Raw genomic sequence first — 12,683 nt, forward strand, 5'->3', positions numbered from 1 at the left:
GGAGATGAGAGTGTGATACATGTTTTAGATTTTAACGACAAGATTATAGATTTCCTTTCTACTGATGACCCTTCCTTAGTTAGAGCGATTCATAAACGTAATGTTAATGACAATTCAGAAATGCTTGAACTGCTCATATCATCAGAAAGAGCTGAAAAGTTCCGTGAACGACATCGTGTTATTATAAGGGATTCAAACAAACAATGGCGTGAATTTATTATTAACTGGGTTCAAGATACGATGGACGGCTACACAGAGATAGAATGTATAGCGTCTTATCTTGCTGATATAACAACAGCTAAACCGTATGCACCAGGCAAATTTGAGAAAAAGACAACTTCAGAAGCATTGAAAGATGTGTTGAGCGATACAGGTTGGGAAGTTTCTGAACAAACCGAATACGATGGCTTACGTACTACGTCATGGACTTCTTATCAAACTAGATATGAAGTTTTAAAGCAATTATGTACAACCTATAAAATGGTATTGGATTTTTATATAGAGCTTAGTTCTAATACCGTCAAAGGTAGATATGTGGTACTCAAAAAGAAAAACAGCTTATTCAAAGGTAAAGAAATTGAGTATGGTAAAGATTTGGTTGGGTTAACTAGGAAGATTGATATGTCAGAAATCAAAACAGCATTAATTGCTGTGGGACCCGAAAATGACAAAGGAAAGCGTTTAGAGTTAGTTGTGACTGATGACGAAGCACAAAGTCAATTCAACTTACCTACCCGTTATATTTGGGGAATATACGAACCTCAATCAGATGATCAAAATATGAATGTAACACGGTTGCGTTCTTTAGCCAAAACAGAGTTAAATAAACGTAAGTCGGCAGTTATGTCATATGAGATTACTTCTACTGATTTGGAAGTTACGTATCCGCACGAGATTATATCAATTGGTGATACAGTCAGAGTAAAACATAGAGATTTTAACCCGCCATTGTATGTAGAGGCAGAAGTTATTGCCGAAGAATATAACATAATTTCAGAAAATAGCACATATACATTCGGTCAACCTAAAGAGTTCAAAGAATCAGAATTACGAGAAGAGTTTAACAAGCGATTGAACATAATACATCAAAAGTTAAACGATAATATTAGCAATATCAATACTATAGTAAAAGATGTTGTAGATGGTGAATTAGAATACTTTGAACGCAAAATTCATAAAAGTGATACACCGCCAGAAAATCCAGTCAATGATACGCTTTGGTATGATACAAGTAACCCTGATGTTGCTGTCTTGCGTAGATATTGGAATGGTCGATGGATTGAAGCAACACCAAATGATGTTGAAAAATTAGGTGGTATAACAAGAGAGAAAGCGCTATTCAGTGAATTAAACAATATTTTTATTAATTTATCTATACAACACGCTAGTCTTTTGTCAGAAGCTACAGAATTACTGAATAGCGAGTACTTAGTAGATAATGATTTGAAAGCGGACTTACAAGCAAGTTTAGACGCTGTGATTGATGTTTATAATCAAATTAAAAATAATTTAGAATCTATGACACCCGAAACTGCAACGATTGGTCGGTTGGTAGATACAAAAACTTTATTTCTTGAGTATAGAAAGAAATTACAAGATGTTTATACAGATGTAGAAGATGTCAAAATCGCCATTTCAGATAGATTTAAATTATTACAGTCACAATACACTGATGAAAAATATAAAGAAGCGTTGGAAATAATAGCAACAAAATTTGGTTTAACGGTGAATGAAGATTTGCAGTTAGTCGGAGAACCTAATGTTGTTAAATCAGCTATTGAAGCAGCTAGAGAATCCACAAAAGAACAATTACGTGACTATGTAAAAACATCGGACTATAAAACAGACAAAGACGGTATTGTTGAACGTTTAGATACTGCTGAAGCTGAGAGAACGACTTTAAAAGGTGAAATCAAAGATAAAGTTACGTTAAACGAATATCGAAACGGATTGGAAGAACAAAAACAATATACTGATGACCAGTTAAGTGATTTGTCCAATAATCCTGAGATTAAAGCAAGTATTGAACAAGCAAATCAAGAAGCGCAAGAAGCTTTAAAATCATACATTGATGCTCAAGATAATCTTAAAGAGAAGGAATCGCAAGCGTATGCTGATGGTAAAATTTCGGAAGAAGAGCAACGCGCTATACAAGATGCTCAAGCTAAACTTGAAGAGGCAAAACAAAACGCAGAACTAAAGGCTAGAAACGCTGAAAAGAAAGCTAATGCTTATACAGACAACAAGGTCAAAGAAAGCACAGATGCACAGAGGAGAACACTGACTCGCTATGGTTCTCAAATTATACAAAATGGTAAGGAAATCAAATTAAGAACTACTAAAGAAGAGTTTAATGCAACCAATCGTACACTTTCAAATATATTAAACGAGATTGTCCAAAACGTTACAGATGGAACAACAATCAGATATGATGATAACGGAGTGGCTCAAGCTTTAAATGTGGGGCCACGTGGTATTAGATTAAATGCTGATAAAATTGATATTAACGGTAATAGAGAAATAAACCTTCTTATCCAAAATATGCGAGATAAAGTAGATAAAACCGATATTGTCAACAGCCTTAATTTATCAAGAGAGGGTCTTGATATCAATGTTAATAGAATTGGAATTAAAGGCGGTAACAATAACAAATATGTTCAAATACAGAATGATTCTATTGAACTAGGTGGTATTGTGCAACGAACTTGGAAAGGCAAACGATCAACCGATGATATATTCACACGTCTTAAAGATGGACATCTAAGGTTTAGAAATAATACCGCAGGCGGTTCACTTTATATGTCACATTTTGGTATTTCGACTTATATTGATGGTGAAGGTGAAGACGGTGGTTCATCTGGTACGATTCAATGGTGGGATAAAACTTACAGTGATAGTGGCATGAATGGTATAACAATCAATTCCTATGGTGGTGTCGTTGCACTAACGTCAGATAATAATCGGGTTGTTCTGGAGTCTTACGCTTCATCGAATATCAAAAGCAAACAGGCACCGGTGTATTTATATCCAAACACAGACAAAGTGCCTGGATTAAACCGATTTGCATTCACGCTGTCTAATGCAGATAATGCTTATTCGAGTGACGGTTATATTATGTTTGGTTCTGATGAGAACTATGATTACGGTGCGGGTATCAGGTTTTCTAAAGAAAGAAATAAAGGTCTTGTTCAAATTGTTAATGGACGATATGCAACAGGTGGAGATACAACAATCGAAGCAGGGTATGGCAAATTTAATATGCTGAAACGACGTGATGGTAATAGGTATATTCATATACAGAGTACAGACCTACTGTCTGTAGGTTCAGATGATGCAGGAGATAGGATAGCTTCTAACTCAATTTATAGACGTACTTATTCGGCCGCAGCTAATTTGCATATTACTTCTGCTGGCACAATTGGGCGTTCGACATCAGCGCGTAAATACAAGTTATCTATCGAAAATCAATATAACGATAGAGATGAACAACTGGAACATTCAAAAGCTATTCTTAACTTACCTATTAGAACGTGGTTTGATAAAGCTGAGTCTGAAATTTTAGCTAGAGAGCTGAGAGAAGATAGAAAATTATCGGAAGACACCTATAAACTTGATAGATACGTAGGTTTGATTGCTGAAGAGGTGGAGAATTTAGGATTAAAAGAGTTTGTCACGTATGATGACAAAGGAGAAATTGAAGGTATAGCGTATGATCGTCTATGGATTCATCTTATCCCTGTTATCAAAGAACAACAACTAAGAATCAAGAAATTGGAGGAGTCAAAGAATGCAGGATAACAAACAAGGATTACAAGCTAATCCTGAATATACAATTCATTATTTATCACAGGAAATTATGAGGTTAACACAAGAAAACGCGATGTTAAAAGCGTATATACAAGAAAATAAAGAAAATCAACAATGTGCTGAGGAAGAGTAATCCTTAGCACTATTTTTATACAAAAATTTAAGGAGGTCATTTAATTATGGCAAAAGAAATTATCAACAATACAGAAAGGTTTATTTTAGTACAAATCGACAAAGAAGGTACAGAACGTGTAGTATATCAAGATTTCACAGGAAGTTTTACAACTTCTGAAATGGTTAACCATGCTCAAGATTTTAAATCTGAAGAAAACGCTAAGAAAATTGCGGAGACGTTAAATTTGTTATATCAATTAACTAACAAAAAACAACGTGTGAAAGTTGTGAAAGAAGTTGTGGATAGAACTGACTTGTCATCTGATAAAACAGTTGATAGCGAAACAATGTAACTATACTAAGTTATGAGCATTACGCTCATAGCTTTCTTAGAAAGTAGGTGTAGTTTTGGATGATATTCAGAAAATAAAAAAAGAGCTTTCTGAATTAGTTGAACGTGTGGATGATGTTGAAGTACTAGCAAATGAAACAGCTGATCACGTGCTTGAACTTAGAGAGGAACATAAGCAACATCATAATGAACTAAGAGAATCTCATAAAGAACTTAAAGACAAGCAAGATAAAGTTGTAGGTGAGAATTTAGAGCAAACAAAGATATTAAACAGAATTGAAGAAAGGTATCAAACGCAAGTAGATGTTGCGCAAAAAAACGAAGAAAAGACGCTCGCCCAAAATAAATGGCTCGTAGGTGCCATATGGGCGCTTGTGACAATTGTTATGATTGCAGTCATTACTGCATCAATTACTGCGTTATTACCTTAAGGGAGGTGGACAAAATGAGTTGGGCAAGATGGTTGTCATGCTATTTGTATGGTCGTAAATGTAAATAATGTTTTTGGTCAGTGCTTCGGCACTGGCTTTTTATTTTGGAAAAAAGGAGCAAACAAATGGATGCAAAAGTAATAACAAGATACATCGTATTGATCTTAGCATTAGTAAATCAATTCTTAGCGAACAAAGGTATTAGCCCAATTCCAGTAGACGATGAAACTATATCATCAATAATACTTACTGTAGTCGCTTTATATACAACGTATAAAGACAATCCAACATCTCAAGAAGGTAAATGGGCAAATCAAAAATTAAAGAAATATAAAGCTGAAAATAAGTATAGAAAAGCAACAGGGCAAGCGCCAATTAAAGAAGTAATGACACCTACGAATATGAACGACACAAATGATTTAGGGTAGGTGATGATTTATGTTAATGACAAAAAACCAAGCAGAAAAATGGTTTGATAATTCATTAGGAAAGCAGTTCAATCCTGATTTGTTTTTTGGATTTCAATGTTACGATTACGCAAATATGTTTTTTATGTTGGCAACAGGCGAAAGGTTACAAGGTTTATACGCTTATAATATTCCATTTGATAATAAAGCAAGGATTGAAAAATACGGGCAAATAATTAAAAACTATGATAGCTTTTTACCGCAAAAGTTGGATATTGTCGTTTTCCCGTCAAAGTATGGTGGCGGAGCTGGACACGTTGAAATTGTTGAGAGCGCAAATTTAAACACTTTTACATCGTTTGGCCAAAATTGGAATGGTAAAGGTTGGACAAATGGCGTTGCGCAACCTGGTTGGGGTCCTGAAACTGTTACAAGACATGTTCATTACTACGACGACCCAATGTATTTTATTAGATTAAATTTCCCTGACAAAGTAAGTGTTGGGAATAAAGCTAAAAGCTTTATTAAGCAAGCAACTGCCAAAAAGCAAGCAGTAATTAAACCTAAAAAAATTATGCTTGTAGCCGGTCATGGTTATAACGATCCTGGAGCAGTAGGAAACGGAACAAACGAACGCGATTTTATCCGTAAATATATAACGCCTAATATCGCTAAGTATTTAAGACATGCAGGTCACGAAGTTGCATTATACGGTGGCTCAAGTCAATCACAAGATATGTATCAAGATACTGCATACGGTGTTAATGTAGGCAATAAAAAAGATTATGGCTTATATTGGGTTAAATCACAGGGGTATGACATTGTTCTAGAAATACATTTAGACGCAGCAGGAGAAAGCGCAAGTGGTGGGCATGTTATTATCTCAAGTCAATTCAATGCAGATACTATTGATAAAAGTATACAAGATGTTATTAAAAATAACTTAGGACAAATAAGAGGTGTGACACCTCGTAATGATTTACTAAATGTTAATGTATCAGCAGAAATAAATATAAATTATCGTTTATCTGAATTAGGTTTTATTACTAATAAAAATGATATGGATTGGATTAAGAAAAACTATGACTTGTATTCTAAATTAATAGCCGGTGCGATTCATGGTAAGCCTATAGGTGGTTTGGTAGCTGGTAATGTTAAAACATCAGCTAAAAACCAAAAAAATCCACCAGTGCCAGCAGGTTATACACTCGATAAGAATAATGTCCCTTATAAAAAAGAACAAGGCAATTACACAGTAGCTAATGTTAAAGGTAATAATGTAAGAGACGGTTATTCAACTAATTCAAGAATTACAGGGGTATTACCCAACAACACAACAATTACGTATGACGGTGCATATTGTATTAATGGTTATAGATGGATTACTTATATTGCTAATAGTGGACAACGTCGTTATATAGCGACAGGAGAGGTAGACAAGGCAGGTAATAGAATAAGTAGTTTTGGTAAGTTTAGCACGATTTAGTATTTACTTAGAATAAAAATTTTGCTACATTAATTATAGGGAATCTTACAGTTATTAAATAACTATTTGGATGGATGTTAATATTCCTATACACTTTTTAACATTTCTCTCAAGATTTAAATGTAGATAACAGGCAGGTACTTCGGTACTTGCCTATTTTTTTATGTTATAGCTAGCCTTCGGGCTAGTTTTTTGTTATGATGTGTTACACATGCATCAACTATTTACATCTATCCTTGTTCACCCAAGCATGTCACTGGATGTTTTTTCTTGCGATAGAGAGCATAGTTTTCATACTACTCCCCGTAGTATATATGACTTTAGCATTCCCGTATAACAGTTTACGGGGTGCTTTTATGTTATAATGGTTCTCCACCAAATGTGGTGGGTATATAATTTAAAGAACTATTTTAAATTACAACTTTTAGAGTTTTTATTATTAGGCGGCCAGTCCATTATTGGGCTTGGTTGTCTTCTTTTTTTCTCCTTTGTATAAGCTGAAAATCATCATTATACGTGCTTTAAAGTTGTTGAAATTTCTGTAACCAAAAGAAATTCGCTTGATTAATTTTATCTTATTATTAATTCCTTCTATAGCACCATTATTAAATGCTGGGTAATAAATTGTATTTCTTAACATCCTTTGATGTTTTCTATAATATTTAACCACTTTCCATACACCTTTACTCACAGACTTTTTACTAACTGAATTTAAACGATTAATAAATTTAGGCCAATTACATAACCTTAGATCTTTTCTTAATCCTTGGACAAGTTCGTAGGAGCGTCGTAGTATATCGTCTTTTGAAAGCATGAATTCTACAATGTCAGATGAGCGTTTATAAGCCTTAAAAGATTTATTCCATCTGTATTTACTAAATATGGTTTTACTAGTATCCATCAATAGAACTTTCCAGTTATTCTTAAAAATTGTATAATTAGGTCCTTTTTTATTACGGTATTCATTCATAACTTGTACACGATACTTATTAAGTTCCCTATTTAAATGTTGAACGATATGGAATCTGTCAAAAATAATAGCTGCATTAGGAAATAGGTCGCGAAATAATCGGACATAGGGTTCATACATGTCAATAGTAACCGTCTTAACTTGTTGTCGATTTTTTAAATCGAATCGCTCGAAATAGGCACGCAAGAATCTTGTAGTTCTATTTTCTAAAATATCTATAACATCATGAGTATCATTATCTATAAAAATGAAACTCATTGATCCAGTTACATTTTTAACGCTTTTAAATTCATCCATAGCGATGTGTTCTGGCAAACAATTAAACGGTTTAATTCGTAATGAATTAGCCGCTTTAGTTCTAATACGACTTACAGTAGATGGAGAGATACAGTTATCTTCTGCAGTATCAATCTCTGTTTTAACTTTAGTAGCTTCTTCTATAACTTTTTGAGTAACACATCTTGAGATAAAACACGACTCATCAACAATTGACGTTTTAGCAGTAAAAGTGCCATTGCATTCTAAGCATTTAAAACGTTGTTTAGCTAAGTTGAGGTATGTGTTATACCCTTGAGTTTTAAGTAAAGTAATACGAGAAACACGCTTACCATGTTTATGAATTTGTCCTTCATTTTTAACTCCACAACAATAACAGGCCGAAGGCTTATACGTTAGTACAGCATTAACCACTGTTGCTTTTTTTCCTTTGATAATGACGTCAATTTCTTGGTTTATATATTTTATATTTTCATCTTTTATTCTTAGTAATTCTAAGGTATCATTACACATAGGCGCACTTGTCTCCTTTAGTTTGGGTTTGGTCACTTTAAATTATAGAGGCAATTGCGCTTTTTGTGTATTAAAAAAAGCAGGAAGTTTTACCTTCCCACCATAAAAGATGAAGAACCGTTATAATTGCTTTTATATAGTAGGAGTGAACTATATAGCCGGGCAGAGGCCATGTATCTGACTGTTGGTCCCACAGGAGACATCTTCCTTGTCATCACTCGATACATATATCTTAACAACATAGAAATGTTACATTCGCTATAACCGTATCTTAATCGATACGGTTATATTTATTCCCCTACAACCAACAAAACCACAGATCCTATTAATTTAGGATTGTGGTTATTTTTTGCGTTTTTTTGGGGCAAAAAAAGGGCAGATTATTTGAAAAAGGGCAAACGCTTGTGGAAAAGCTAAAAGGTTAAAAATGACAAAAACCTTGATACAACAGTGTTTTTGGACGCTCGTGTACGTTAGAGAATGACCGGTTTACCATCATACAAGGATGGGATCATGTCGATTTTATCGGTGTGGACTTCCTGGATTTCAAACGTAAAGGTGCAGAACTTGCCAACTTCTATACAGGTATTATAAATGACTTGTTGCGTGTGGAAGCGACTGAAAGTAAAGGAACACAATTGAAAGCAAGTTAAATTCATCTTCTGAATTTAATAGGCTATGTAAATCGTGCTGTTATCATGGCACATCAGATATAAGTAGCATCACAGTGTTGAATTTCAAAATAGTAAAGTGAAATAAAGCGCCTGTCTCATTAGCGAAAACTAAAGGGACAGGCGTATCTGTTTATGAGCTTAATAAATTGTATGAATAATATGGTTGATCGAATAACTGTTTATCATGATGATAAATTGAGTTTTTTAAAATAATGATATATTACACCATTGTTATAGCGTTTAAGAAATCAACAACTTTACGATAAATAGTGATTGCTTCGTCATTAGGTCTACGATCAAAATCATGCTCGTTTTTATTCACGCGTTCAAATGTTGAATGTGGAACATGATTCATGATATGTTCGCTTTCCTCAACGGGAACATCATAATCGCCATTACAATGCGCAATGAAAACAGGTGGAAGTGTTTTAAGTTCATCTGGTGCAATATTATATTTTGAATCAGTATAATCAGCAATGTTAATCATATTTATCCATTTACCTGTGCCACGTGCATAAACGTAGATTAAAAAACGTTGTGCGATTTGATCTTGAACAACCGGTGTTGGTGAAGTGAGTTGTGCAATCATTGTTTCGTTTATGCTTTGAGCTATTTTTGCGTAATAACTATTAGTTGTTTTAAAAGGTTCAGTGTTGATGCGACTATAACCATAAAAATCAATAACACCATCAATATCTCTGTCTCGTGCAATTAATAGACTTAAATATGCACCTGATGATCTGCCAAAGGTAAAAATAGGGCAATTAGAATATTGTGATTGAATCGCATCGAATGATGCGTAGACATCCTCAATAATGCAATCGAGACTTACTTCTGGTAATAAACGATAACTTAGTTGAATTAAATCGTAATGTTCCGTAAGGATATCGATATACTGTGGGGATAAATCGTTAGCTTTACCGAACATTAATCCACCACCGTGGATGTAGACAATAACGCCTTTTGTTGGTTGATTTTTTGCTTTAATAATTGTGTAAGGTAATGCAAATGCATCTTTAGTAATTACTTTATATTTAATTTCAGTCACGATTTAATAGGCTCCTTATTTTTGATATTGATGTCATTATAACACTGTCTTAAATTTCCATGAAAAATAGTCTTAAGACGATGAGTCATGATAATTCTGTTCCAATTGACGTAAAGCGTCACGGGTATGCTTCTTTAGACCTTCCCCATAATCCATCATTTTAACAATATCTTTAAAAGCAGCATGTGGAATGGCTAAATCTTCTAAATCTGCCATAGAAAATTCAAGATTGATATCATGTGGTCGCTGTTCAGCAAGTTTATGCACAAAGTCAGGTTCTGTGACAAAAGGCGAAGACATGCCGACCATATCTGCATGTTGTAAAGCATCTAAAGCAGACTCTGGAGAATTAATCCCGCCACTTGCAATTAAAGGGATACGACCTGCTAAATGTTCATAGACAATTTGGTTAACTGGTCGACCGAAATGATCACCTGGTGTACGAGACGTATTTTGATAAATATGTCGACCCCAGCTAGCGATTGCTAAGTATTGGATGTTTGAAACGTCCATGACCCAATCGATTAATTGGTTGAACTCGTCAATGGTATATCCTAAATCACTGCCTCTGGTTTCTTCTGGCGTTGCTCGAAATCCTAAAATAAAATTGTCAGGTGCTTCTTTATCAATCACTTCTTGTACCGCACGCATAACTTCTAAACATAATCTTGCACGATTTTTTAATGAGTCGGCACCGTAATGGTCTGTACGTCTATTTGAAAAAGTTGAGAAAAATGTTTGAATCAGCAAACGTTGTGCAATCGAAATTTCCACACCATCAAAACCTGCTTTAATCGCGCGTAATGTAGCATCGCGATACTGCTGAATGATGCTATTGATTTTCTCATGAGACATGGCGATAACAACGTGTTCAATCGGTGAATGCAAAGTCATAGGACTTGGTCCATACACCTTTCCAAAATTTAAAATGGCTTGATTTGAAAAACGACCAGCATGCGCTAGCTGGATAATAGCGAGGCTACCATGTTGTTTCATCGTAGATGCCATGTTAGTTAATCCAGGGATACAAGCATCATGATCAATATTAAAGCCATATTCAAACAATTTACCATAAGGTTCAATGTAAGCAGCGCCGGTGACTTGCATTCCAGCTGAATTAGAGCGACGTGCAGCATAAGCCAAGTCTGCTTTTGTAATATAGCCTTCTTTTGTTGATGCGTTTACGGTCATTGGTGATAATACAAAGCGATTCGAAATTTTGATGCCATTAGGTAAGTGGATTGATTGTAAAAGTGGTTTGTATCGGTACATACTATGATTCCTTTTCTATTCAATATTGTTTTCAAAGTACCATGGAAAGAATGAATAATCAATGATGAACAGTCTTGATAGAATAGAATTGGTACATGGAAAACATTTTTAAAATTGAACTAATGAATGGCATTTGTAGGTCTGAAAATATGAATATGAAAAAGAAAAATAAAGGCGAAAAGATATAAAAGTTAATTGAAAAACGTTATCATATACGTGGGTATATGAAGAGGGAATGGTATTAAGAACGCTAAAATGTTATGTCGGTTTGACATGACAGGATAAGTTTGGAGATGACGGATTGGTTAAATTAAGCGTATTAGACTATGCCTTAATAGATGAAGGTAAGGATGCACAAAAGGCATTGCAAGATTCAGTGACACTTGCAAAATTAGCAGATCGACTTGGCTTTAAGCGAATTTGGTTTACGGAACATCATAATGTACCAGCGTTTGCGTGTAGTAGTCCAGAACTTTTGATGATGCATACATTGGCGCAGACAAATCACATACGAGTTGGCTCTGGTGGTGTGATGCTGCCGCACTATCGACCTTATAAAATTGCTGAGCATTTTAGAATGATGGCAGCGTTATATCCAAATCGTATTGATTTAGGTATTGGTAATAATCCAGGTACTACTATGGTAAAGCAAGCTTTAGATGGAATAAATCCTACATATGATAGTTACGATGAATCGATTTCGTTATTACGTGATTATCTTACAATAAAGGATAAACCAAGTGCGCATACGTTAGGTGTCCAACCACACATTGATCATTTTCCAGAAATGTGGTTATTAAGTAGTAGCGCAACATCTGCCAAAATAGCTGCCGAACTAGGTATAGGGCTTTCTGTTGGAACATTTTTGCTACCAGATATAAATGCGATACATGCAGCGAAGGATAACATTGATATTTACAAAAAACATTTCCAAGCATCAACGATTAAAATGGACGCAAAGGTGATGGCATCTGTATTTGTCATTGTAGCAGATAACGAAGCGGAAGTAGCAGCATTGCAACATGCCTTAGATGTTTGGTTATTAGGTAAATTACAATTTGCAGAATTTGAACATTTTCCTTCAGTAGACACAGCACAAAAGTATAAGCTTAATGATCGAGACAAAGAGATGATTCAAGTACATCAAGCACGCATCATTGCAGGCACACAAGAACAGGTTAAAGCACAATTAGATGATTTCATTGCTACGTTTGAAGTTGATGAGGTGTTAGTAGCACCGCTTATTCCAGGTATTGAACAGCGTTGTAAAACATTAAAATTACTCGCGGAAATTTATTTGTAGCATTTTAAATAGAAGAGAAAGGATGAAGAT

The 12,683-nt window shown here is 34.7% G+C and carries 12 protein-coding genes and 1 pseudogene; 9 read left to right on the top strand and 4 right to left on the bottom strand.

All coding sequences use genetic code 11. The features are described from left to right. Positions 1–12: 12 nt before the first annotated feature. The 6 genes from NSS86_RS00085 (at position 13) to NSS86_RS00110 (ending at position 6,597) form a co-directional block, all read left to right on the top strand. Positions 13–3,798: a phage tail spike protein gene (locus NSS86_RS00085; RefSeq protein ID WP_339302299.1), complete on the top strand. Its 3,786-nt coding sequence runs from the start codon at positions 13–15 to the stop codon at positions 3,796–3,798. Further along, positions 3,788–3,940 (top strand): hypothetical protein, encoded by a 153-nt coding sequence (locus tag NSS86_RS00090; RefSeq protein WP_001153681.1) that lies wholly within the window; start codon positions 3,788–3,790, stop codon positions 3,938–3,940. Before NSS86_RS00085 ends, NSS86_RS00090 begins: the two co-directional genes overlap by 11 nt. Before the next feature lie 46 nt (positions 3,941–3,986). Further along, positions 3,987–4,274 carry a hypothetical protein gene (locus NSS86_RS00095; RefSeq protein WP_001040259.1) on the top strand — a complete coding sequence of 96 codons (288 nt, stop codon included), beginning with the start codon at positions 3,987–3,989 and terminating at the stop codon, positions 4,272–4,274. 55 nt (positions 4,275–4,329) lie between these two features. Then, entirely contained in the window at positions 4,330–4,704 is a 375-nt protein-coding gene (locus NSS86_RS00100) for a hypothetical protein (protein ID WP_042363643.1), read from the top strand. Positions 4,705–4,829: 125 nt separating this feature from the next. Then, positions 4,830–5,132, top strand: a complete 303-nt coding sequence (locus tag NSS86_RS00105; RefSeq protein WP_000339141.1) for a phage holin — start codon at positions 4,830–4,832, stop codon at positions 5,130–5,132. A gap of 10 nt (positions 5,133–5,142) precedes the next feature. Continuing rightward, positions 5,143–6,597 (top strand): N-acetylmuramoyl-L-alanine amidase, encoded by a 1,455-nt coding sequence (locus NSS86_RS00110; protein ID WP_054575669.1) that lies wholly within the window; start codon positions 5,143–5,145, stop codon positions 6,595–6,597. A gap of 365 nt (positions 6,598–6,962) precedes the next feature. Here the strand turns inward: NSS86_RS00110 and NSS86_RS00115 are convergent. Together NSS86_RS00115 and NSS86_RS00120 are read right to left on the bottom strand one after the other, a co-directional pair. Continuing rightward, positions 6,963–7,034 (bottom strand): annotated as a pseudogene (locus NSS86_RS00115) (hypothetical protein); the annotation flags it as partial. Positions 7,035–7,036: 2 nt separating this feature from the next. Beyond that, on the bottom strand, positions 7,037–8,356 hold the full coding sequence (locus NSS86_RS00120; protein WP_001557163.1) for an ISL3-like element IS1181 family transposase: 1,320 nt from the start codon (positions 8,354–8,356) through the stop codon (positions 7,037–7,039). 530 nt (positions 8,357–8,886) lie between these two features. Between NSS86_RS00120 and NSS86_RS00125 the strand changes: the two genes are divergently transcribed. Further along, positions 8,887–9,009, top strand: a complete 123-nt coding sequence (locus NSS86_RS00125; RefSeq protein ID WP_000346420.1) for a hypothetical protein — start codon at positions 8,887–8,889, stop codon at positions 9,007–9,009. Between the two features lie 241 nt (positions 9,010–9,250). Here the strand turns inward: NSS86_RS00125 and NSS86_RS00130 are convergent, their stop codons facing one another. Both NSS86_RS00130 and NSS86_RS00135 read right to left on the bottom strand, forming a co-directional pair. Next, positions 9,251–10,078, bottom strand: a complete 828-nt coding sequence (locus NSS86_RS00130; protein ID WP_000136054.1) for an alpha/beta hydrolase — start codon at positions 10,076–10,078, stop codon at positions 9,251–9,253. Between the two features lie 72 nt (positions 10,079–10,150). Next, entirely contained in the window at positions 10,151–11,350 is a 1,200-nt protein-coding gene (locus NSS86_RS00135) for an NADH-dependent flavin oxidoreductase (protein ID WP_000286459.1), read from the bottom strand. A 95-nt stretch (positions 11,351–11,445) separates the two neighbouring features. Here NSS86_RS00135 and NSS86_RS00140 point away from each other — a divergent pair, with 95 nt between their 5' ends. Both NSS86_RS00140 and NSS86_RS00145 read left to right on the top strand, forming a co-directional pair. Then, positions 11,446–11,538 (top strand): hypothetical protein, encoded by a 93-nt coding sequence (locus NSS86_RS00140; RefSeq protein ID WP_001802007.1) that lies wholly within the window; start codon positions 11,446–11,448, stop codon positions 11,536–11,538. Positions 11,539–11,651: 113 nt separating this feature from the next. Then, positions 11,652–12,653 carry an LLM class flavin-dependent oxidoreductase gene (locus NSS86_RS00145; RefSeq protein ID WP_000240063.1) on the top strand — a complete coding sequence of 334 codons (1,002 nt, stop codon included), beginning with the start codon at positions 11,652–11,654 and terminating at the stop codon, positions 12,651–12,653. Positions 12,654–12,683: the final 30 nt, after the last annotated feature.

Source organism: Staphylococcus sp. FSL W8-0056 (genome assembly GCF_037963075.1).
Lineage (GTDB): Bacteria > Bacillota > Bacilli > Staphylococcales > Staphylococcaceae > Staphylococcus > Staphylococcus aureus.

What these genes read in the sequence shown, in the direction of transcription:
- NSS86_RS00105 (WP_000339141.1), top strand. Translation starts at nt 4,830, where the DNA reads ATGGATGCAAAAGTAATAACAAGATACATCGTATTGATCTTAGCATTA.
- NSS86_RS00120 (WP_001557163.1), bottom strand. Translation starts at nt 8,356, where the DNA reads ATGTGTAATGATACCTTAGAATTACTAAGAATAAAAGATGAAAATATA.
- NSS86_RS00095 (WP_001040259.1), top strand. Translation starts at nt 3,987, where the DNA reads ATGGCAAAAGAAATTATCAACAATACAGAAAGGTTTATTTTAGTACAA.
- NSS86_RS00110 (WP_054575669.1), top strand. Translation starts at nt 5,143, where the DNA reads ATGTTAATGACAAAAAACCAAGCAGAAAAATGGTTTGATAATTCATTA.
- NSS86_RS00135 (WP_000286459.1), bottom strand. Translation starts at nt 11,350, where the DNA reads ATGTACCGATACAAACCACTTTTACAATCAATCCACTTACCTAATGGC.
- NSS86_RS00140 (WP_001802007.1), top strand. Translation starts at nt 11,446, where the DNA reads ATGGAAAACATTTTTAAAATTGAACTAATGAATGGCATTTGTAGGTCT.
- NSS86_RS00090 (WP_001153681.1), top strand. Translation starts at nt 3,788, where the DNA reads ATGCAGGATAACAAACAAGGATTACAAGCTAATCCTGAATATACAATT.